Annotated in this window: 20 protein-coding genes; 4 read left to right on the top strand and 16 right to left on the bottom strand. The window is 65.0% G+C overall.

Translation table 11 applies throughout. From position 1 onward, the window contains the following. Positions 1 to 5 precede the first annotated feature (5 nt). The 11 genes from flgK to flgB form a co-directional block, all read right to left on the bottom strand. Positions 6 to 1,982 carry a flagellar hook-associated protein FlgK gene (gene flgK / locus AC3WLT_RS15730; RefSeq protein WP_492592636.1) on the bottom strand — a complete coding sequence of 659 codons (1,977 nt, stop codon included), beginning with the start codon at positions 1,980 to 1,982 and terminating at the stop codon, positions 6 to 8. A gap of 100 nt (positions 1,983 to 2,082) precedes the next feature. Continuing rightward, positions 2,083 to 2,856, bottom strand: coding sequence for a flagellar brake protein (locus tag AC3WLT_RS15725; protein ID WP_492592635.1), 774 nt, complete (start codon positions 2,854 to 2,856; stop codon positions 2,083 to 2,085). Positions 2,857 to 3,250: 394 nt separating this feature from the next. Next, positions 3,251 to 4,249 carry a flagellar assembly peptidoglycan hydrolase FlgJ gene (gene flgJ / locus AC3WLT_RS15720; RefSeq protein ID WP_492592634.1) on the bottom strand — a complete coding sequence of 333 codons (999 nt, stop codon included), beginning with the start codon at positions 4,247 to 4,249 and terminating at the stop codon, positions 3,251 to 3,253. Between the two features lie 12 nt (positions 4,250 to 4,261). Further along, positions 4,262 to 5,458, bottom strand: coding sequence for a flagellar basal body P-ring protein FlgI (locus AC3WLT_RS15715; RefSeq protein ID WP_492592633.1), 1,197 nt, complete (start codon positions 5,456 to 5,458; stop codon positions 4,262 to 4,264). A gap of 2 nt (positions 5,459 to 5,460) precedes the next feature. Further along, positions 5,461 to 6,159, bottom strand: coding sequence for a flagellar basal body L-ring protein FlgH (gene flgH / locus AC3WLT_RS15710; RefSeq protein WP_492592632.1), 699 nt, complete (start codon positions 6,157 to 6,159; stop codon positions 5,461 to 5,463). A 30-nt stretch (positions 6,160 to 6,189) separates the two neighbouring features. Beyond that, positions 6,190 to 6,978 (bottom strand): flagellar basal-body rod protein FlgG, encoded by a 789-nt coding sequence (gene flgG / locus AC3WLT_RS15705; RefSeq protein WP_492592631.1) that lies wholly within the window; start codon positions 6,976 to 6,978, stop codon positions 6,190 to 6,192. 30 nt (positions 6,979 to 7,008) lie between these two features. Continuing rightward, positions 7,009 to 7,767 carry a flagellar basal-body rod protein FlgF gene (gene flgF / locus AC3WLT_RS15700; RefSeq protein ID WP_492592630.1) on the bottom strand — a complete coding sequence of 253 codons (759 nt, stop codon included), beginning with the start codon at positions 7,765 to 7,767 and terminating at the stop codon, positions 7,009 to 7,011. A gap of 20 nt (positions 7,768 to 7,787) precedes the next feature. Beyond that, complete coding sequence (locus AC3WLT_RS15695; protein ID WP_492592629.1) at positions 7,788 to 9,302, bottom strand: flagellar hook protein FlgE; 1,515 nt, start codon at positions 9,300 to 9,302, stop codon at positions 7,788 to 7,790. A gap of 43 nt (positions 9,303 to 9,345) precedes the next feature. Beyond that, a complete protein-coding gene (locus AC3WLT_RS15690; RefSeq protein ID WP_492592628.1) occupies positions 9,346 to 10,068 on the bottom strand; it encodes a flagellar hook assembly protein FlgD in 723 nt (240 codons plus the stop codon). Between the two features lie 10 nt (positions 10,069 to 10,078). Then, the gene (gene flgC, locus AC3WLT_RS15685; RefSeq protein WP_492592627.1) at positions 10,079 to 10,504 is read right to left on the bottom strand and encodes a flagellar basal body rod protein FlgC; all 426 of its coding nucleotides are present in this window, start codon (positions 10,502 to 10,504) and stop codon (positions 10,079 to 10,081) included. A 23-nt stretch (positions 10,505 to 10,527) separates the two neighbouring features. Beyond that, positions 10,528 to 11,022 carry a flagellar basal body rod protein FlgB gene (gene flgB, locus AC3WLT_RS15680; RefSeq protein ID WP_492592626.1) on the bottom strand — a complete coding sequence of 165 codons (495 nt, stop codon included), beginning with the start codon at positions 11,020 to 11,022 and terminating at the stop codon, positions 10,528 to 10,530. Positions 11,023 to 11,238: 216 nt separating this feature from the next. Here flgB and flgA point away from each other — a divergent pair, with 216 nt between their 5' ends. From flgA to AC3WLT_RS15660, 4 genes are all read left to right on the top strand, one after another. Beyond that, positions 11,239 to 12,816 (top strand): flagellar basal body P-ring formation chaperone FlgA, encoded by a 1,578-nt coding sequence (flgA, locus tag AC3WLT_RS15675; protein ID WP_492592625.1) that lies wholly within the window; start codon positions 11,239 to 11,241, stop codon positions 12,814 to 12,816. Positions 12,817 to 12,999: 183 nt separating this feature from the next. Then, entirely contained in the window at positions 13,000 to 13,356 is a 357-nt protein-coding gene (gene flgM / locus AC3WLT_RS15670; protein WP_492592624.1) for a flagellar biosynthesis anti-sigma factor FlgM, read from the top strand. Between the two features lie 94 nt (positions 13,357 to 13,450). Further along, positions 13,451 to 13,897 carry a flagella synthesis protein FlgN gene (locus AC3WLT_RS15665; RefSeq protein ID WP_492592623.1) on the top strand — a complete coding sequence of 149 codons (447 nt, stop codon included), beginning with the start codon at positions 13,451 to 13,453 and terminating at the stop codon, positions 13,895 to 13,897. Between the two features lie 351 nt (positions 13,898 to 14,248). Continuing rightward, positions 14,249 to 14,659, top strand: a complete 411-nt coding sequence (locus AC3WLT_RS15660) for a type II toxin-antitoxin system HicB family antitoxin (protein WP_492592622.1) — start codon at positions 14,249 to 14,251, stop codon at positions 14,657 to 14,659. Between the two features lie 48 nt (positions 14,660 to 14,707). Here AC3WLT_RS15660 and AC3WLT_RS15655 read toward each other — a convergent pair whose 3' ends face one another. The 5 genes from AC3WLT_RS15655 to flhB all read right to left on the bottom strand — a co-directional run bounded on the left by AC3WLT_RS15655 (position 14,708) and on the right by flhB (position 21,933). Beyond that, entirely contained in the window at positions 14,708 to 15,442 is a 735-nt protein-coding gene (locus tag AC3WLT_RS15655; RefSeq protein WP_492592621.1) for an RNA polymerase sigma factor FliA, read from the bottom strand. 28 nt (positions 15,443 to 15,470) lie between these two features. After that, positions 15,471 to 16,340: a MinD/ParA family ATP-binding protein gene (locus tag AC3WLT_RS15650; protein WP_492592620.1), complete on the bottom strand. Its 870-nt coding sequence runs from the start codon at positions 16,338 to 16,340 to the stop codon at positions 15,471 to 15,473. Beyond that, on the bottom strand, positions 16,333 to 18,288 hold the full coding sequence (gene flhF / locus AC3WLT_RS15645) for a flagellar biosynthesis GTPase FlhF (RefSeq protein WP_492592619.1): 1,956 nt from the start codon (positions 18,286 to 18,288) through the stop codon (positions 16,333 to 16,335). Before flhF ends, AC3WLT_RS15650 begins: the two co-directional genes overlap by 8 nt. Positions 18,289 to 18,622: 334 nt before the next feature. Beyond that, the gene (gene flhA, locus AC3WLT_RS15640) at positions 18,623 to 20,725 is read right to left on the bottom strand and encodes a flagellar biosynthesis protein FlhA (protein ID WP_492592618.1); all 2,103 of its coding nucleotides are present in this window, start codon (positions 20,723 to 20,725) and stop codon (positions 18,623 to 18,625) included. Continuing rightward, a complete protein-coding gene (gene flhB, locus AC3WLT_RS15635; RefSeq protein WP_492592617.1) occupies positions 20,722 to 21,933 on the bottom strand; it encodes a flagellar biosynthesis protein FlhB in 1,212 nt (403 codons plus the stop codon). The genes flhA and flhB overlap by 4 nt, the downstream gene beginning before the upstream one ends. Between the last annotated feature and the right edge of the window lie 113 nt (positions 21,934 to 22,046).

The raw sequence follows: 22,046 nt of genomic DNA, 5'->3' as shown, positions 1-22,046 counted from the left end.
ACGCCTCACTGAATGATGCCGATCAACGTCTGGAACAGGGTCTGCGCGGTCTGGATGACTTTGCTGTTGGCCTGATAGAGCTGCTGATACTGAAGCAGGTTGGCTGCTTCCTCGTTGATGTTCACGCCCGAAACCGACTGCTGCGCGGTGGTGATCTGCGTCACCAGCGAGGCCTGGGCCGTGCTCGAAGTCTGAATCTGATTGGTCTGGTTGCCGATCTGGTTGACGTAGTTCGCATACGCGCCCGTCAGCGTGACCGTGCCGCCCGCCATCACCTTCGCGGTGGACAGGTTCGACAGCGCCAGCGCATTGCGGCCGTCGTTGGTCGCGCCGGTGTTCGGGCCGATGGTGAACTTGTCGCCGGCAGCCGGCGTGCCGCTGATCGTCACCGACACGTTGTTCATCTGGCCGGCGGTCGCGTTGTTGATCGTGAGCGTGGCGCCCGTGGCCGACGAATACGGCACCACGGTCGCCGCGCTGGCGATCGTGTAGGTGGTCGACGGCGAGCCCGCCACCGTCACCGTCGAACCCACCGGGAAGCCGGTCAGACCCGCGCCGTTGTACGACAGCGTGGTGGTCGAGTTAGGCATCGTGTAGCCCGCCGACACTGTGCCTTGCGAGATCGTGCCGGTACCGGTGTTGGTCGACGCGGACGCGCCCAGCACCGGCGCCGCGGCGGCGATCGCCGAAGCGGCCGTGGTCGCGGTGGCGAAGCTGTTCAGCGCGCCGCGGGTCGGTTCGACCGTGAACGAATCGCCCGGGTTCATCGTGCCGGTGGTCGAGAACTGCAGGCCGTTGATCGGCAGGGCCAGGCTGGTAGCCGAACCCACCACGCTGCCGGTCGAATTGTCGGTCAGCGTGTAAGCGGTGCCGTTGTAGGCGAGCGTGTAGTCGCCGGTGGTCGGCTGCGCGCCATTCGCGAACGACACGTTCAGCGACGCATTGCCGGTGTTCTGCGTGTTGGCGTAGACCGTCGGGCCGCCCACCGAGAACAGCGCGGCGCCCTGGCCGCCGCTCAGCGTCACGCCGAGCGCGTTCTGCGCGTTCACTTGCGAGGCGAAGCTCACGGCAATCGCGCCGAGTTGCGCTTCGCCCGGATCGAGCGTCTGGCTGCGGAACGCAAGCAGGCCGCCGAGCGTGCCGTCCGTGATCTTGCTGTCGGGCAGATTCTGCGGCACGGCTGCCGGATTGGCGCCGGCCTGGCCGAGATACTGCACCGACAGTTCGCTGGTGTCGCCCGTCGAAGGCGCCGTGCCGAGGTTGTAGCTGTTGCCGCCGGAAACCAGCGGCTGGCCGTTGCCCATGAACACGCTGTAGCTGCCGTTGGACTGCACCACCTGAACGCCGACCAGTTGCGACAGATTCGACACCGCGAGGTCGCGCTGATCCAGCAGCTGATTCGGCGGCTGGCCTTGCGTGCTGGCCGCGGAGATCTGGCCGTTCAAGTTCGCGATCTGTTGCGTGTAGCTGTTGATCTGCGAAACGGTATTCGTGAGCTGCGTGTTGACGCTCTGACGCAGCGCGTCGTATTGCTGGCCCGCGGCGTTGATCTGGTTCGCGAGCGTCTGCGCGCCGCTCATCGCGGTCTGGCGGGTGGCCAGGCTCGAAGCGTCGTTCGCGACGTTCTGCAAGCCGGTGAAATAGCTCGTGATCGCGGTCGCAATGCCCGCTGTCGGACTGCCGATCACATTGTTGAGCTGCGAAATCATCGAGTTGTAGGCGGACAGCGAGCTGCTCGACGACTGCGCGTTGTTCAGCTCAGTGGTCAGATACTGGCTGTACTGACGCGTCACGGTCACGGTCGAAACGCCTTGCGGCAGATAGCCGGAGCCCGTGTACTGGCCGCCGGTTTCCGCGTAGACGGGCCGTTCGATCGTATAGCCCGCCGTCGACGCGTTGCTGATGTTCTGGCCGGTTGTCGTGAGTCCCCACTGGGCTGCGTTCAGTCCACTGAGGCCAAGATTGATGAGGGTGCTGGACATGCGTCATCCTGAAGGGCGACACCGGACACATGCCGCCGCGTTACTTGAACATCCTGTTTAACGGCCCGCGCGGGGAAAAATTGAGGGCCATTCCCGTTGCTCAGCGCACCAGCGAGCGGCGCTTCATTTCGAGTTGCGTGATCAACCGCTGCAGCGTGTTTTCCGCGCTGCCGGGCAGCGTCAGAAAACGGAAGCCGAGCTGATAGCGCTGCGTGCCGTTCGGCAATGCGGTCGAACGATGCGACACCAGTTGCAGATCGAGCGACAGACGGCCGAGCGCACCGAGCGACAGTTCGCAATCCTGCAGCCGGGTGCCCATCGGCAATTCGGCCACGCGTTCATCCGCAGTGCGCATGCCGACCCCGCCGAGCGACAGGTCGTTCACTTCGAAGCGGAACGTATCGCCTTCAGGCAGGCGGCCGCTGCACGTATACGGATCGAGAATCGGCGCATCGACGCGGAAATACTCGCGGCGCTGCACGTAGAACAGCACTTCGGGGAAGTCCGCCTCGAATGCGGGCAGTCCTTCATAGCGGGTTTCGCGCGGCGTGCCCGTGGCGAACTCGACACGCACGCCCTCCGGCGACGCGTGGAACTGGCAAAGCGGCGCCGCCAGCAAACCTTTGTTCTGGTCCGACAGCGCGCCCCAATCGAAAGTGAAAGTGCGTCCGCGCACGTCGACGTCGAGCAGGCGCGTGACGAGCTGGCCGCCCGCATGTTGCACGGTGAGGAAATCGCCGCGATTGACGAGATTGCGCAACTGAACGCCGATCTCCAGCGGATTGCGACGGCCAAAGTCGTGAGCGCTTTCGTCTGGCGCGGCGTGCGGCTGGCCGGGGGCTTCAATCTGGCCGTTCGACTGGTTAGTATCCATGGGCTTGCCGGTATGCATGTTCGCGGGCGCGTGCCCAGGGCTCCTGCCAGGGCTTTCGCACGGTCTTCATCGAGGCCGCGGCACGCGCATTCAACCGGACGTTACAACACTTTCCGGTATCGGGTCTAACTTGATTAGCGGCAGCGTCCGGTCAAAATTTAGGGGCCGGTAATTAAAATATTTGCCGCAAACGTTAAAACGCCGATCCGCATCCAACGCAAGCCGGGCGCATCAATACGGGCAACGATCATTTAGACAACGGATACACCGTGAATCAGCCGCGAAACAAGACACGCGATATCTGGTATGGCGGCTCGGCCGACCACCCGCGCGGGTGATCGGCCTGTTCCGTCTTTTTATGCAGCTGGCCCCGTCGCGTGGATGGATTTTATGCTCAGGCCATTTTCTGCATGATCGACATCAGTTTTTTCGCGTAATGCGGATCGGTCGCGTAGCCCGCGCGCTGCATGCCGTTGGCAAAGCCGTTCACATCGTGCGAAGAATTGATGACCTGCGCATAACGCGGATTGCCTTTGAGCAGGTTCGCGTAATCGGTCATCGCTTCCTCGTACGAGTCGTACGCGCGGAATTTCTCGACGGTGCGCTGCGGCTTGCCGTTCACATATTCGGTCGTGACGGTCGAAACGGTCTTGCCGGTCCAGTCTCTCGTCGCCTTGATGCCGAACACGTTGTGACTGCTCGAGCCGTCGGCCTTTCTGATCTCGCTCTTGCCCCAGCCCGATTCGAGCGCGGCCTGGCCGATGATGAAGCGCGCCGGAATGCCGGTTGCGGCGCTGGCGGCCTGGGCGGGCGCGGCCAGCTTGTCGACGAACGCGTCGATTTTCGGCGAGCTGCCGTCGCCTTTGAGCGGCGGGGTCAGCGAGCTGTTGGCCGAGTAGCCCTTGCCCATCGCCAGCTGCCCGTTGGCCTGCGCATTGCCGTACGCCTTGGCGAGCGCGTTCAGCGCGGCGGTCTGGCCTTCGTCGCCGCCGCTGCCGCCGCCGAGCGCATTGGCCATGCCGGCGAGGCCGCCCGCACCGCCTGCTGCGCCGCTCACCTGCATGCCCTGGTTGCGCATCATCTGCTTGAGCATCGCGTCGGCCACGCCGATGCCCTTCTGCGACATCTGCTGCGACAACTGCTGATCCATCATCGACGTGAAGGTGGCGCTGTCGTGCGAATCGAACGGGCTGTCCTGCGGCGTCGCATCGCGCATGCTCTTCAACATCATCTGCGTGAACACCGCGTCGAACTGCTGCGCGGCCATCTTCATGCCGGCCTGCGGCGAAGCCTTGGCCTGCGCGCTCAGCTTGGCGAACCCCTGCACGTCGAGGGCAAAGCGCTGGGTCAGGTCGTTCGCCGCATTGGCGGAGTTGGTCGTATCCGAATTCATCTGCTGTCTTCCTTAGATGATTTCCAGGTCGGCGCGCAGAGCGCCCGCCGCTTTCATGGCCTGCAGGATCGACATCAGATCCGCGGGCGTCGCACCCAATGCATTGAGCGCCTTCACCACTTCGGCGAGGTTCGCACCGGCGGTCACGAGCTTCAGGGCGCCGTTGTCCTGCTTCATCTGAATCTGCGACTGCTGGGCCACCACCGTCTGGCCGTTCGAGAACGCGCCCGGCTGGCTCACCACCGGCTGCGTATTGATCACCACCGACAGATTGCCGTGCGCCACCGCGCAGTTCTGCAGCGTAACCATCTGGTTCATCACGATCGAGCCGGTGCGCGCGTTCAGGATCACCTTCGCGGCGGCTGGCGCTGGCTTCACGTCGAGATTCTGCAAGCGCGCCATGAAGGCGACCTGCTGTTCCGGATCGGCCGGCGCGCGCAGTTGAATCGTGCGGCCGTCGAGCGCCATGGCGGTGCCGCCGCCGAACGCGTTGTTGACCGCCGACACCACACGCTGCGTGGTGTCGTAATCCATGTCGTTCAGTTCGAGCTGCATGGTGCCCGCTTGCGACACCGAGGTCGGCACCGCGCGTTCGACGATCGCGCCGCCGGCGATGCGGCCCGCCGCCAGTGTGTTCACCTGCACCTTGCTGCCGTTCGCGCTCGCGCCGGCGCCGCCGACCGCGAGGTTGCCCTGGCCGAGCGCGTACACCTGGCCGTCGGCGCCCTTGAGCGGCGTGAGCAGCAGCGTGCCGCCGCGCAGGCTCTTGGCGTTGCCGAGCGACGACACGGTGACGTCGATCGCTTCGCCGGGACGCGCGAACGGCGGCAGCACCGCCGTCACCATCACCGCGGCAACGTTCTTCAACTGGATGTTCGACAGCGACGATTGCGAGTTACTCGACCCGGCGGCCTGGTTGTTGATCGAGATGCCGAGGTTCGCCAGCATGTTGGCGAGCGTTTGCGTGGTGAACGGCGTTTGCGTGGTCTGGTCGCCTGTGCCGTCGAGGCCGACCACGAGACCGTAGCCGATCAGCGGGTTGTCGCGCACGCCCTGAATCTGCACGAGGTCCTTCAGACGCTCGGCATGGGCGGGCGTCGCCGCCGGCAGCGCCACGCAGGCGAGCGCGAAGAGAGCCAGCGCCCGGCCAGCGTGAACGAGTCGCGCGAAGCGGCGGGAGCGGCCGGAGCGGAAAAAGGCGGTACGCATGATTACCACGGCGACACGTTGAGAAAGAAGCGCTGCAGCCAGCCCATGTTCTCGGCTTCGTCGATATAACCCTTCGCGGAGTATTCGATTTTCGCGTCGGCCACCTGGGTCGAGTACACGGCGTTCAGGTTCGAAATCGTGTTCGGATTCACAACGCCGGAAAAGCGCACGAACTCATTGCCCTGGTTGATCAGCATCTGCTTCTCGCCGCTCACCATCAGGTTGCCGTTCGGCAGCACGCCTGTCACCGTTACGGTGATCGTGCCATTGAACGTATTCGACGCGTTCGCGCCGCCGGTCGCCTGAAACTTGTTGCCGCCGGTCGCGTTCAGGTTGACCTTGCCGAAGAAGCCGCCGAGAAAGCCGGCGGTCGGCACGTCGAAGTTGGTGCTGCCGTTGCGGTTGGTCCCGGCGCCCGAGGACTTCGTCGCGTTGACGTTTTCCTGAATCACGATCGTCAGAATGTCGCCGACATTGCGCGGCCGCTGGTCTTCGAACAACGGCCGGCCGGCGTAACCCGGGTTGAAGATCGAGCCTGGCGATTGCGCCGCAGGCGGAATCGGCGGCATGGCCGTCATCGGCTGCTGGGTGATCGGTTGCTTCGGCACGAGGCCGCAACCGCCCAGCGCTGCGAGCAGCGTGAGCTGCACGAGCGCCTGAGCCGTGCGCGAATGAACCGGATTACGAGTGAAGTGCGACATCTTGATTACCGCCTGTTAATTCCCAGCCGCTCAAACCTGCATCTGGCTGAGGGTCTGCAGCATCTGGTCGGAGGTCGTCACGGCCTTGCTGTTGATTTCATACGCGCGCTGCGTCTGGATCATGTTCACCAGCTCCTGCACCACGTTCACGTTCGAGGCTTCCACGTAACCCTGATTCAGCGTGCCGGCGCCGTTCAGGCCCGGTTGCGCGATGTTCGGCGCGCCCGACGACGCGGTTTCCGCGAACAGGTTTTCGCCCTTCGCATCCAGACCGGTCGGGTTGATGAAGGTGGCGATCTGCATCGAGCCGAGCTGCTGGCTGTTGCTCGAGCCGGCGACGGTGATCGACACCACGCCGTCGCTGCCGATCGTCATCGAAGTGGCATTGGTCGGGATCGTGATCGCCGGAATCACCTGGTAGCCGCTCGAGGTGACGAGCTGGCCCTGCGCGTTGGTCTGAAACGAACCGTCGCGGGTGTAAGCGGTCGTGCCGTCGGGCATCTGCACCTGAAAGAAGCCCTGGCCGTTGATGGCGACGTCTTTCGAGTTGCCGGTTTGCTGCAGGTTGCCCTGGGTGTACAGACGCTCGGTGGCGACCTGTTGCACGCCGGTGCCGAGCTGGATGCCGGACGGCAGTTCGGTTTGCTGGGTCGAGTTCGCGCCGGGCTGGCGGATGGTCTGATACAGCAGGTCCTCGAACACCGCGCGCGAGCCCTTGAAGCCGTTGGTGCTGACGTTCGCGAGGTTGTTCGAGATCACGTCCATCTGCGCCTGTTGCGCATTCATGCCGGTAGCGGCGATGTAGAGCGAGCGATTCACAATTTTTCTCCTAGGTGCCGGGGCAACCCGTTAGCTGAAACTGAGCAGCTGGTTGGCGGACTGGTCGTTCTTGTCGGCGCTTTCCAGCAGCTTGGTCTGCATCTGGAACTGGCGTGCGTTGGTGATCATCGAGACCATCGCGCTGACCGGATTCACGTTGCTGCCTTCGAGCGAAGCCGGCGCCAGCGTGACGGCCGGGTCGGCGTCGGCGGGGTTGCCGTCGGCGGTGCGAAACAGGCCGTCGTTGCCGCGCGTCATGGTTTGCGGAGCCGGATTCACCAGTTTCAGCTGATCGACCGTCACCACCGCCGTGGGCGGATCGCCCGGCGTGAGCGCGGTCACCGTGCCGTCCTTGCCGATCGTGATCTGCGCACCCGGCGGCACCGACACCGGACCGCCGTTGCCGAGCACCGTCTGATTCATGGCATTCACCAGCTGGCCGTTCTGGTCGATGTGCAGATTGCCGGCGCGCGTGTAAGCCTCGGTGCCGTCGGCGGTCTGCACCGCCAGCCAGCCCGGCCCCTCGACCGCGACGTCGAGCGGGTTGCCCGTCTGCTGGATCGGCCCGGGCGTGTAGTCGGCGCCCGGCGTCGACGACAGCACGAAAGTGCGCGTGGTGTTGTCGTTGATCGAACTGCCGTCGCCGAACGCCATCGGCACGGCGCGGAAAGTCGCAAGCTGCGCGCGAAAGCCGGTGGTCGAGGCATTCGCGAGGTTGTTCGCAACGATGGCCTGCTGTTCGAGCGCTTGTGTGCTGCCCGACATCGCGGTGTAGATCAGCCGATCCATGATGGGTCAGTCCCGGTCGCTTACAGGTTGATCAGGGTCTGGTCGACGGCCTGCTGGGTCTTGATCGTCTGCGCGTTCGCCTGATAGTTGCGTTGCGCGGTGATCAGATTCACCAGTTGGCTCGTCAGGTCGACGTTCGAGTTTTCCACCGCGCCGCCTTGCAGCGTGCCGTGGTTGGTCGAGCCCGGCACCGAAATCTGCGCGACACCCGATTGGGAGGTCTGCTGGAACTCGTTGTTACCGAGGTTCACGAGACCGTTCTGATTCGAGAAGTTCGCGAGTGCGACCTGGCCGAGCGCGGCGGTTTGCTGGTTCGAATAGTTGCCGGTCAGCGTGCCGTCCGAACCGATCGTGAAGCTCGTCAGCGTGCCGGCAGCGTAGCCGTCGGGCTGCAGCGAGTTCACGCCGTTCTTGCCGCCGTACTGCGTCGTGCCGCCGATGTTCAGCGTCAGGTTCTGCGGCGTCGACGAACCGTCGGTGTTCGGCACCGAGAAGTTGAAGACGAACGGCGTGGTGGTCGCGACACCGGCCGCGTCGGTCGTGCCGAGCAGCGTGCCCGACGAATTGAAGTTCGCGTGGCCGATCAGCGACGCCGTGCCGGTCGAGCTGCCCGCGTACACGTTCCACGTGCCGGCCGAGGTCTTGGCGAAATACATGTTGACCTGCTGCGAGCCGCCGAGCGAGTCGTATGTCGTCGTGCTGGTCGAGTAGTTGTACGTCGTCGAGCTGTTCTGGTTGAACGCCACCGCGGTCGGCGCGATCGTGTAGCTGTCAGTGCCGGCGGCGGCCGGCACGCCGTTGAACGTGATGGTCTCGCCGTTGCCGAGCTGGATCGCGGTGCCGGCCGTGTACGTCGCGGCGGTGGTCGTCGTGCCGAGCGTGTTGTCGGTTACCGTGTAGGTCGTCGAGGTCGGGAAATTGACGGTGTAGTTGTCGTTGTTCGTGCCCGAAGCCGTGTTCGTGATGGTCGCGCCGGTGGTGGAGAGCGTGCCCGTACTGCTGACGGCCGTCACGGTCGGCGTGCCGAGCATCAGCGGATCCTGGGCGTTCAGGTTCAGGCCGGCAGCGATCTTGGTGGTCGCCTGCGGCGCGATGTTCGCGGTCGGCACCGAGAGCGGCACGGTTTGCGCGGTGTTGACGACGCCCGAGCTATTCGCGCCGTAGCCCATCAGTTGCAGGCCTTGCGCGTTGGTGATGAAGCCGTTCTTGTCGAGCTGGAACACGCCGTTACGCGAGTACACCAGCGAACCGTTGTTCGACAGCTGGAAGAAGCCATTGCCGTTGATCGCGACGTCGAGCGCCTGATTGGTGCTGGTGATCGTGCCTTGCGCGAACTGCTGCTGCACTTCGGCGAGCTTCGTGCCGATGCCGACCTGGTTGTTCACCGCGGTCGCCACCGAATTGGCGTACATATCCGCGAATTGCGCTGCGCCGCTCTTGAAGCCAACCGTATTCGCGTTGGCGATGTTGTTGCCGATCACGTCGAGATCGCTCGACGATGCCGCCAACCCGCTCAAACCTGTTTGGTAACCCATGACGGTCTCCGTATCTGGAAGGTCGTAACTGACTGAATCTGAATCAGAGGATGGCGGCGACGCTGGTCAGCCCCACGGTCGAACCGTTCGACAGCACGAGGCCCGGCGTACCGTTGCTCTGCATGACGACGCTTTGCACCGTCGCGCCCGCGAGCGTCGTGGCCGTGGCCTGCTGGCCGTTGATCGTGCCGACCGCGCTGATCGTGTAGGTGCCGTCGGGCAGCGTGTTGCCGGCCGAGTCGGTCGGCGTCCAGCTCACCGGAATCGTGCCGGCCGACTGCTTGCCGAGGTCGACCGTGTTGACGATCGTGCCCGCCGAGTTCTTCACGACCACCTGCAGGTCGCCCACTGAGTTGGCGAGCTGCACGCCGAACGAGCTGGCCTTGCCGCTCGCGACCGTCACCGAACTGCCCGGCGCGAGCACCGTCGAGCCGATCAGCAGCGCGGCTTGCGACTGCTGGCCGGCCGACAGTTGCGTCGACAACGAGGTGAGCGTCGTATTCAGCTGGCTGATTCCCGACACCGTGTTGATCTGCGCCAGCTGCGAGGTCATCTGCGAGCTGTCCATCGGATTGGTCGGGTCCTGGTTCTTCATCTGCGCGACCAGCAACTGCAGAAAGGTATTCTGCAGATCGGTCGCCGACGTGCCGCTCGTCGAACTGGTGGAGCTGGTCGAGCTCGAGGCACTCTTCGTGCCGTTCATCGTATCGAGCAGCGTCTGCGACACGGTCGTGCCGCTGCCGCCGATGGTGGTGCTGGTGGTCAAGGAGTTCTCCTCAGGTTCCGATCGTGAGCGTTTTCAGCATCAGTGTCTTGGCGGTGTTCAGGGTCTCGACGTTGGCCTGGTACGAGCGCGAGGCCGAGATCATGTTGACCATTTCCTGCACCGGGTCGACATTGGGCAGCGTGACGTAACCGTCCGCGTTGGCGGCCGGGTTGCCCGGGTCGTAGGCGGTCTTCATCGGCGTCGGGTCGTCGACCACGCCGGTGACCTGCACGCCGCCGACCTGCTGGCCGGAGCCCGAGCGCGCGCCGCCGAGCGGGTTCACTGCGAACACGACCTGCTTGGCCTTGTACGGCTGGCCGTCCGGGCCCGTCGTACTGTCCGCGTTGGCGAGATTGGACGCCGTCACGTTGAGCCGTTGCGACTGCGCCGACATCGCGGAGCCCGCAACACCGAAAATATTCATCAAAGATGGCATGTTTCCTTCCTCTTGCAGCCGAATTACGAACCCGACGTGATCGCCACCAGCATCGTTTTGATCTGGCTCGACAGCACCGTCATGCCCGATTCGAAATGCAGTGTGTTGTCGGCGAACTGCACACGCTCGGCATCGATATCGACCGTGTTGCCGTCGAGCGCGGGTTGCGTCGGAATGCGGTATTGCAGATTGCCGTAGTCGTCGGGCGCGCCGCCGGTCGGCGTGAGCGTCGTCTTGCCGGACATGTGGCCCGGCGCGGTCGAGACCATCGACATGCCGCCCGTCACGCTGGCAGGCTGCGTCATCGCCAGCGTCGAAGCGTTCGACGCGCCCTGGCCAGCCCCGCCGCCGCTCTTCTTCAGCGCGCCCGCGAGCGACGAAGCGAAATCGACGTCGCGCGCCTTGTACCCGGGGGTATCGGCGTTGGCGATATTCGAAGACAACAGCTCCTGGCGGTAAGCGCGTACGTCGAGCGCCTGGCGGCCAAAGGCGAATTCGGCATCGAGTTTGTCCAGCATAGAAATCTCCGGAGAACGTTCCCGAGGTTCCCGTGAGCGCCTCGCGTGAGGACTGCCTCGGCCGGGAAGACCTTTTTGCATGAGGTCCATCTTATGGGCCGAACGCAAGCGGCAATCGGACGAATAACCGGGAAAGGGGGCTTCTATTCAACGTTTGCCCAATGGAGGCGCTCACTAGAATGCAAAACGTACTGATGCATTCGATGGAGAAACGCGATGGACCTGCCCACTTTCGATCTGACGCACCGCGCACGCCGCGCGGCGGCGGCGCATCGCGTGGGAGCGGGCGCGGTTCGGCTTGCTGTGCGGGTTCTGGTGATCTCGGCGCTGTGCGTCACGGCCGGCGCCGTCTTGTTGCCGGGCGCCGCGCAGGCCGAAGATGCCGGCGGCCCGATCGTGATTCCCGGCCCCGGTGAGAAGAATCCGGCTGCGCTCGCCGATCTGGCCGAACACATGCGGGCGGCGCCTTCGAAACGCGCGGGCTCTGCCGCCACGCTGGCCGCGGCCGCCGCGCAGTCGCTGACGCCGGGTCCGGTCGCACGCGACGCCGATCAATTCACGCGCGCCGCCAATGCGAGCGGCTCGATCGTCATTGCGGGCACAGGCGAAGCGCCTGCGGCGCCGGCGATGATCCGCACCAGCTTCAAGCCCGATGCGAACGGCGTCGTGACGATTCCCGCGCCGGCGAATGCCAATGCGGCCTCGGTCAATCCGGCGGACGGCTCTGCACGCGTCAATGTCGTGCCAGGTTCGCATCAGGTCGTGCCGATCGTGGTGACGCCGCCGCCGCTGAATGCCGCACGGCAAGCTGCGGCGGTACAGCCGGTGGCGGCCAATGCACCCGCGGCACCCGCGAGTTCACCCACGAATGGCGCTGCCGGCACATCCGCTGCGGCCGGCTTCGATACGCTCGCGTCGCGTGGCGAGCCGCCGCAGCTAGGCGCGAGCGGCAAGCCGGTTGCGACGCCGGCAGTACCCGCACGGGCATCAGCCCCAACAGCTGCGGCGATGCCGGCGCCGCCCGCCATCATTCCCCGCACACCGCCGATGCGCCAGGTGGCGCCGGCCGTCGCGCAACAGAATCTGCGCGCCGCCGGGGTGACACAGCTGGTGACACAACCCGCGACACAGCTGGCGACACAGCCCGTGGCTCAAGCCGCTCCGCTGCCCGGCCAGCAAGACCCCGAAGCGATCCGCAGCGCCGCCCTCGCCTTCCTGCAACAGCAATCCGCCGGCTTGCCCGGCAAGGTCGAAATCACCGTCGCACCGGCGTTTCCGCGCGGTCTCGCGGCCTGCACGATGCTCGAACCGTTCATGCCGAGCGGCGCGCGCCTGTGGGGCCGCATGACCGTCGGCGTGCGCTGCGCGGGCGAACGGCCGTGGACCCTCTACCTGCAGGCGCGCATCTCGCTGCGCGCCACCTACTACCTGGCCGCCCGCGCGATGTCGCCGGGCGAAGTGCTCACCGCCGCCGACCTCGTCGCCCGCGACGGCGACCTGACCGGTTTGCCGCAGGCGATCGTCACGGACCCGTCGCAGGCGGTCGGCTCGGTCACGCTCACGCGCGTCGCCGGCGGCATGCCGCTGCGCCGCGACATGCTGAAAAGCGCGTCGGCGGTGTCGATCGGACAGACCGTGCGGGTGGTCGCGGCAGGCGTTGGCTTCGCGATTTCGGCCGAAGGCAGCGCGATGAACAACGCGTCGCCGGGTCAGCAGGTGCGGGTGAAGACGGCCAACGGCCAGATCATCTCCGGCGTCGTCAAGGACGGTTCGACGGTGGAGATTCAGTTGTGAAGCGGCTCGCCGGGATGCCGGCCGCCGTGGATTCATCGACGATGGCGGGCTTCGCGGGCGTGTTGCCCGCGCGGCTCGCGGGGCCGGATCGCCCCGAACGACAAGGCAAGACCTCGAGCGATTGCGCTAAAGTTTTGATCAACGGTTGCCGTTATCAGAATCAAATCGTTCAGGAAGCCAATCGTGAAAGTCGATTCCAAAACTCATTCGAATCTGCCGACGTTGAAAGACGCGCTGTCCCGCTCGCAGCAAAGCGACGCGACGGCCGCGACCAGCAACGCGCAGAGTGCGGGCACGGCCTCGCAGAGCACCACCAGCAGCGGTTCGGGCGACGCCAGCGTCAGCCTGTCGGGTCTGTCGCAGCACCTGCGCAGCCTCGCGGCGTCCGGTTCCGCCGATATCGACACGGCGCATGTCGAATCGATCAAGCAGGCCATCAAGGATGGTTCGCTGACGATCGATTCCGGCAAGATCGCCGACGGCGTGCTCAATACGGCGCGCGAACTGTTGCAAAGCAAAACCTCGTCGACCGGCAACTGATCGACGCATCGAAGTACGGTGAATTGCCGGGCGGCATTCGACAAACCCGGCTCGTGAGTCACGCGCGGGCCGTCGTGTTCAGCGAGTTGTTGAGATGAAAGACGCCCTGCTTGCCACCCTGATTGAAGAATATTCGGCCGTCGAGGCCTTCGCCTCGATTCTGGCGCTCGAAACCAAGGCCTTGACCGCCTTGTCGCCGCTGGAGCTGTTGCCGCCGATCATCGAGAAGAAAACCGAACTGATCGGCGTGCTCGCCAGGCTCGAAAGCGAGCGGGACGCGCAACTGGCCGAACTCGGCTTTCCCTCCGGCTGGCCCGGCATGGAACTCGCGGCCAGCACCGACGCGCGGCTCGCGACACACTGGTCGCTGCTGCAAAAAGCCGCCGATCGCGCGCGGCGCTTCAATATGAGTAACGGCGAGCTGATCCGCGTGCGGATGGACTACAACCAGCGTGCGCTGAAGGCGCTGCAAGTGGCCGTGCCGCAGAAGACCGGCTTCTACGGACCGGACGGACGGATGCCGGCGCGTCCCGCGGCGTAACGATTTTCCTCGGACCGGCGTTTCGGGCGCCGATCCGGCTGAGTAGATTGTGTTGAACGAGGGGCTCGTCTTTGACGAGCCTTTTTGTTTTTCTGACTGTTTTTCTGACACCGGCAAAAGACCCTTCCCGGCCGCCTCCACGGCGCGTTGGCCATCCGGCCAGGTAGCGCGGATTTGTCTGCCGCGTTGAAATCACCGGCTCCCCCCAACTGAGATTCTTCGCCGTTCCGGGCAGCTTCAACGCTGCCTCGACCGAGCAAGCGGCGAAGTATTCACTAGCGAGGTTGTGTAATCGTGTGTATGATTCGCGGAGTGCAATATGAACAGCATTCTGAAACAGGCAGGCCTGAAATGAAGAACCTGATTTTCCCGATCGCGATCGAGCCAGGTGACGAGCGCCATGCGTTCGGCGTGGTGGTTCCCGACATTCCGGGTTGTCACGCAGCGGGCGATACGCTTGAGGAAGCCTACGCGAATGCGAAGGAAGCGATCGAGGCGCATCTCGATACGCTGCTCGACGAAGGGCTGCCGATCCCCGAACGGCTGACGCTCGAAGAGCATCGGCGCAATCCGGACTATGCGGGCTTTACGTGGGGTTTCGTGACCACCCGGAATATCCCGGCGCTGAAGAAAGCGGTGCGCATCAATATCTCGCTGCCCGAGGCGCTGGTCCACGATATCGATGCCTACGCACAGGCGCGCGGCATGTCGCGTTCGGCGTTTCTCGCGCTGGCCGCGGAACATGAGATGGCGGATGCTTGAGGCGGCGTAGGCGAGTGTGCCGCCGGTCGAACATCAACCCTTCAAAACTCAAGTCGCCTCGGCATTCGCCCAGGCCATCTCCCGCAGCCGCGTGCGCAGGCGCGCCACCGCCTGGCTGTGCAGCTGGCACACGCGCGATTCGCTGACCTCCATCACCGCGCCGATTTCGCGCAGGTTCATGCCGCGTTCGTAGTACAGCGACATCAGCAGCTTCTCGCGCTCCGGCAGGCGGTCGATCGCCTCCACCAGCGCCGAACGCAGGCTGTCGTCAAGCAGCGCCGAGAGCGGGTCCGAATGATCGACGCAGTAGCGGTCGAGAAACGGCTCATCGTCCGCGGAACGGTCGAAGTCCTCGTAGTAGATCAGCTGGCTGCCGTGCAGGTCCTGCAACATCGACTGATACTCGTCGAGCGGCATTTTCAGATGCTCGGCGATCTCGGTCTCGCTCGCCGAGCGGCCCAGGTTCTGTTCGACCTTGTGCACCGCGGTTTCGACTTCGCGCGAGGTGCGCCGCAAGCTGCGCGGCAGCCAGTCGTTGCTGCGCAATTCGTCGAGCATCGCGCCGCGAATCCGCTGGCTGGCGTAGGTCTCGAACTGCGCGCCCTGGTCTTCCTTATAGCGGCTCGCCGCGTCCAGCAGTCCGATCATGCCGGCCTGAATCAGATCGTCGAGATCGACGCTCGCCGGCATCTTGGCGACGAGCTGCAAGCCGAGGCGACGCACGAGAGGTGCGTACTTCGTCAGAACGTCGGCTTGGGAAATCCTTCCCTGAGCGTTATACATCGTGCTCCCCTTGTCCCCGTGCCGCCTCTCAGGCGTGCCGCACAGACGGTTGGTCGGCGTGTTGCGCCGCTGTAACTGTCGCAGGCGCCACCCAGGGCGCTTGCGACGACATCGCTGGCCGCATCGGCCAGTACTGCAATTCAGCGGCAAGGTGCCGGAAGTCCCGCGCAGCCGGTGTCGACGGGAACGCATCGACGACACAACGCGACAACGCCAGGGCTCGCGCCATCCGCGCATCGGCGGCAATGCAACCGGCGTCTTCCAGCGCCACCGTCAGATAGCGCCCGGCCACGCCGGCCAGGTTTGCAAAAGCGGTATGCGCGTCGTCCACGCTCTGCACGTGGTTCACCAGCACGCGAAACTGCGCGGTGGCGTGCGCGTAGTGCAGACGCTTCATGCACGCGTACGTGTCGGTGAGCGCCTGCGCGGCCACGCGCGTGACGATCATCACTTCGTGCGCCTGCATCGCGAGCGGCGACAAATGGCCTTGCGGATCGAGTTCCGCGTCGATCAGCACGATGTCGGCAGAGCCGTGCAGCACCACGCCGAACTGCGCGGCCGTATGGCCTTCGCGGTTCTGACGCGGAGCGGCCAGCATCGAGAAGCCGAGCGCGTGCCGTGCGGCGGCGGCGTCCAGCGTCATCTCGCCGCGCATCACGGCCGCAAAATTGCCCGCGCCGCGCACGCCGCCGAGCATCGCGCTCACTGACTTCTCGCCGAGGCATTCGTCGATCACCAGCACGTCCTTGCCCTGCTGCGCGAGCGCCGCGGCAAGGTTCACCACCGTCGTCGTACGGCCCATGCCCGCCGAGCCGCCCGTCACCGCGATCACCCGCGATCCGTTCTTCGCCAGCAACCGCCGCAGTCCTTCTGCCTGATCCGAGATGAATTTATCCAAAGCGGACCTCGTGCAGTTCTGCCGTCGACCGCGCGGAAAGTGCGGACAGCAACGCCGGAATATCGTCGTCGTGCGGCACGAACGGCGAGTTGTCGCGGGGAATGCAGAACGTGCTCTTGATCAGGAATTTCTTTGTCGCGACGTACAGGTTCTCCGGCACCTTCTGCCCGGTCGACACGTAATGCACCGGCAGCTTGTAGCGGATCACCGTGTCGAGCACGCCGCCGAGATTGGTGGCCTCGTCGAGCTTGGTCAGGATGCAGCCGGCGAGCGGCTGCTGATCCGGCGCGCGTTGGTACGCCTGCACGACTTCGTTGAGCGTGTCGCCGTGGCTCGTCGCATTCAGCAGCAACAGGCGCTGCACCGGCTGGCCGGCGCGGCACAGCATCGCGATCTGGTCGGACACGAGGCGGTCGCGCTGGCTCATGCCGATCGTGTCGATCAGCACGATGTGCTTGTTGCGCAATTCAGAGAGCGCCAGTTGCAGATCGGCGCTGTCTTTCACCGCGTGGACCGACACGCCGAGAATCTTGCCGAAGATGCGCAGTTGTTCGTGGCCGCCAATCCGGTAGCTGTCGGTGGTGAGCAACGCCACCTTGCTGGCGCCGAAACGCATCACGCAACGCGCGGCGAGCTTGGCGGTGGTGGTCGTCTTGCCGACGCCCGTCGGGCCCATCAGCGCGAAGACGCCGCCGCGCTCCATCAGCGCGTCTTCGTCTTCCATCACCGGCAGGTTCGATTCGAGCACCGAGCGGATCCACTCCATGCCGCCTTCCATGTCTTCGACGTTGTCCGGCAGGTTGTCGACCATCATCTGCACGAGCTGCGCGGAGAAACCGGCGGCGAACAGATGCTTGGTCAGCGCGGCGCGCGCCGGGCTGCGACGCTGGCGATCGCCCCACAGCAGGCCGGCGAAGTGTTCTTCCATCATCCCGCGCATCGACGCGAGTTCGTTCATCACGGTTTCGTTGACGACCTGCTCCATGCGCGTCTTGATCGCTTCGGCGACCGCGGCGGGAGTGCGGGTCTCGTCGCCGGCCGGCAGCGACGGCGCGATCTTTTGCGCGGCGCGGCGCGCCGCGATTTGCGCGGCCTCGCGCGCCCATTCGGGCGTCCCGGCGGTGTCGGGCGCGTTGCCGGCTTGCGCTGCGCCAGCCTGCGCTGCGGCCTTGCCGGGCTCGACCGTGGCGCCGAGGCCCTTGGCCATCGCGGCGGCAGGCGTCATCGCTGCGGGGCGCGCGCTGTAGGCGCCTTGTTGTTGCTGTTGCTGCTCGGCGGCGATGCGGCGGGCGTGATCGATCAGCCAGGGATTCGATTCGGCCATCGTGCGCGGCGCTTCAGCGGCGACTGACAGGGCAGCGGGTGCGGCCGGCACACCGGCGGCCTCGAGCAGATCGGCGCGGATGTCTTCGGTGAGACGGGTCGCCGCGGCGCGGACGCTGGGCTGGTCGATGGCGATCGGCTGTGCCGCAGCAGGCATGGCCGGCGCCATCGACTGGGGTTTGGCAGCGCCCGGCAGCACGGCTTTCGGCACAACGGCGTTGTTCGGCGCCGCAACCGGCGCATCGCCGGCGGCGGTGTTCAAGGCGGCGTTCGAAGCGGTATTCGCGGCCATGGTCTCAGCGCCGGCTTCCGGGCTGGCGCCGAACACCGATGCGAACACATCGGGCATGCCGCTCGCATACGGATTGGCCGGCGTGGCGCGCGGCGCCATCAGCGCAGGCTGTCCAGCCGTTGCATTCATCGGCGCGGTCTGCGGCGCACCTGCTCCGGTGCGCGGAGCCTTAGGCGCGATGGCTGCCAGGTCGCTGTCGGCCAGCGCGACGATTTCGACGCTGCCGTCGTCCATCGTGCGATTCGACAACACGACTGCATCCGGGCCCAGGGCTTCGCGCACGAGACGCAGAGCATCACGACTGGTAGCGCCGATAAATTTACGAATGTTCAAGCTGGACCCCCGATGAGGTAAACGGACTGACGGACCGGCAACACACCGCTTCCCATTGAGATCAATTATTGCGAAAGCCATCGAGTGACGATCGATGGATAAAGACGGGTAAAGGTGGGCAATTCGGGCGATAGACATGCGGCCCGTGCCACGCGAAAGCCGGATTTAAACGGGCTTTTCGGGCCCGGCAGGGGGGGGCCGTTTTGCGCTCGGAGCGTGTACGCCGCAACCCGCGCACGGCAAGAAGAAACGCGAGCCGGAATGAAAACCGGCGCTCGAAGGAGCGCCGGCAGAAAGTATCGACCCGGCGAGCGGCGACGCTTAACCGCGCCGTTCAACCATGCGCGCCGATCAGATTCACGACCTTGACGTTGCGCGTGTCCGGCACTTCCGCATACGACAGCACCTTCAGCTGCGGCAGGCTACGGCGCAGGAAACGCGCGAGCATCGGCCGCAACGCGTGCTGCACCAGCAGCACCGGCGCGAGCCCGAGGTTCTGCTGACGCGTCATCGCCTTCTGCGTTTCGGTCATCAGCGTATGCGCGAGCCCGGGCTCGAGACCCGGATTGGCGCCGGTCGACAGCGCCTGCGACAACACCCGTTCCAGATTCGAATCGAGGCCCATCACCTGCATATCGCCGGCGCCCGGGAACCACTGCTGCGTGATCGCGCGGCCCAGCGCGAGGCGCACGGCGGCGGTGAGATCGTGCGCGTCGGTGAGCTTCGGTGTGTGTTCGGACAAGGCTTCGAGGATCGTGCGCATGTCGCGGATCGGCACGCCCTCTTCCAGCAGGTTTTGCAACACCTTTTGCAGCGTGGTGAGCGGCAGGGTCTTCGGCACCAGATCGTCGACCAGCGACGGCGTATCTTTCTGCATCCGCTCGATCAGCGCCTGCACTTCGCGGCGGCCGAGCAGTTCGGACGCGTGCGTGACCACCAGATGATTCAGGTGCGTCGCCACCACGGTGCTCGAATCGACCACCGTGTAGCCGTACACCTGCGCCTGTTCGCGCAGATTCGTGTCGATCCAGATCGCCGGCAAACCGAACGCCGGGTCTTGCGTCGGCGTGCCCGGCAGCGCGGCGGAAACCTGCCCCGGATTGATCGCCAGCCATTGCCCCGGATACGCTTCGCCGACGCCGACTTCGACACCCTTCAGCGCAATCCGGTAACCGTTCGGCCGCAATTCGAGGTTGTCGCGGATATGGATCACCGGCGGCAGGAAGCCGATTTCCTGCGCGAACTTCTTGCGGATGCTCTTGATCCGCTTGAGCAGTTCGCCGTCCGAGTTCTTGTCGACGAGCGGGATCAGCCGGTAGCCCACTTCGAGGCCGAGCGTGTCGATCATCGTCACGTCGTCCCAGCTGGCTTCGGTGTTTTCCACCGGAGTCATCGCGGCCGGCGCGACGTCGATCAGCGCGGTGCTGCTCTTGCGTTCCTCGGCGCGCTTTTTCATCGTGCGGCCGAGCTGGATCAGGCCGCCGCCGAGAATCAGAAACGCGAAGTGCGGCATGCCCGGAATCAGACCCATCAGCACGAGAATGCAGCCGGTGATCATCAGCACGCGCGGATTCGTGAAGAGCTGGCCGGTCAGCTGCGTGCCGATGTCTTCGTTGGTGGCGACGCGCGAGACGATCACACCGGCCGCCGTCGAAATCACCAGCGACGGGATCTGCGCGACGAGGCCGTCACCGATGGTCAGCAGCGTGTAGGTCTTGCCTGCCGACGCGAAGTCCATCCCATGCTGCACCATCCCGACGATCAGGCCGCCCAGGATGTTGATCACCATAATCAGCAAGCCGGCGATCGCGTCGCCGCGCACGAACTTGCTCGCGCCGTCCATCGAACCGTAGAACTCGGCTTCCTGGGAGACTTCCAGGCGGCGCTTGCGGGCCTGATCTTCGTTGACGAGGCCGGCGTTCAGGTCGGCGTCGATCGCCATCTGCTTGCCGGGCATTGCGTCGAGCGTGAAGCGCGCGGACACTTCCGCGATCCGCCCCGCGCCCTTGGTGATCACCATGAAGTTGATCACCATCAGGATGATGAAGACGACGATACCGACCGCGAAGTTGCCGCCCACGAGGAAGTGGCCGAACGACTCGATCACCTGGCCGGCGGCGTCCGGGCCGGTGTGGCCTTCGAGCAGCACGACCCGCGTGGACGCCACGTTCAGCGACAGGCGCAAGAGCGTCGAGAACAGCAGCACGCTCGGGAAAGCCGCGAAGTCGAGCGGCTTCATCGTGTACATGCTGACGAGCAGCACCATCACCGACAGCGCGATGTTGAAGGTGAACAGCATATCCAGCAAAAACGGCGGCAACGGCAAGATCATCATGCCGAGGATCATGCAGATCAGCACCGGCCCGGCGAGGGCGCGCAAATTGGTGCTGCTCAAGGCATCGGGCCGTCGGGACAGGAATCCGGCGCGAGCGTTCATGCGGAGGCTCCTGGAGCGTCTTCGTTAGCGTTGTTGAGCGTGTCGGCGGCTTCCTGATCGGCTTCCTGATCCGACACGCCGCCCTTGTCGAGTTCAGCCGGCACGTCGAGTTCGGTCGGTGCGACCGGCGCGACGCCGCCTTCGGTGTTAAAGCGCCGCAACTGATACACCCATGCGAGCACCTCGGCGACCGCGCCGTACAGCGGGCCGGGAATCTCGCGGTCCAGTTCGACGTTGTGATACAGCGCGCGCGCCAGCGGCGGCGCTTCGAGCAGCGGCACATTGTTTTCCGCGGCGATTTCGCGAATCCGCGCGGCCACCAGGTTCACGCCCTTGGCGACCACCTTCGGCGCGCGCATCTCGCCGTCGGCGTATTGCAGCGCAACGGCGAAGTGCGTCGGGTTGGTCACCACCACGTCGGCTTTCGGCACCTGCGTCATCATGCGGCGGCGGGCAATCGCCCGCTGCTGCTGGCGAATCCGGCCTTTGATATGCGGATCGCCTTCGCTTTCGCGATGTTCGCGCTTCACTTCTTCCTTCGTCATGCGCAGTTTCTTGTGGAACTGCCACAGTTGATACGGCACATCCAGCGCCGCCACGACGAACATGCCCGCCACCGTCATGCCGCAGCACACGGCGATCAGATGCATGGCGTTGGCCAGCGCAATCTGCACGGGCTGGGTGGCCAGCGCGAGAATCTCCTCGCGGCGATGCCAGATCGCCGTGCCGCCGATGATGCCCACCACCAGGGTTTTCGCGAGCGACATGCCGAGCTGGATCGGCCCGTTGATCGAGAACATCTTGCCGAGACCGGCGATCGGGTTGAGCCGGTCGAACTTGGGCTCGAACCCTTTTGCGGACAACTGCCAGCCGCCCAGCGCCATCGGCGCGAGCAAGGCGGCGAGGCCGGTCAACGCGAGAATCGGCAGCAACGCGTACAGCCCTTCGCGGCTCGCGGCGCCCGCGCCGATCATCATGCGGCGCGTTTCGAACACGCTGGCGTGATCGAACGTGAAGGCCGCGCGCAACATGCTCTGCAAATGCTCGCCGATGCTGCCGGACATGCCCCACACACCGAAAAAGCCGGCCGCCAGCAGCGCAAACGTCGACAGCTCCCGCGAACGCACGATCTGCCCTTCCTCGCGCGCCTTCTGCAGGCGCCGGGGAGTGGCTGATTCGGTTTTTTCGAGGTCGCTGTCCTCTGCCACAAAAGCTCTCCAATCGGTCGAGGCGCGATGCCTGGTTCCAGTGAGAGCGATTATTCCCGTTGGGCGCAACCGACGATCGGCGGATAAGGGCGGGGAAAGGGGGGTATTTCGGG

The sequence above is a fragment of the Paraburkholderia sp. FW306-2-2C-D06C genome (assembly GCF_058781505.1).
The sequence above is the reverse complement of the archived record's forward strand: the minus strand, read 5'-3'. Positions and strand labels throughout refer to the sequence as shown.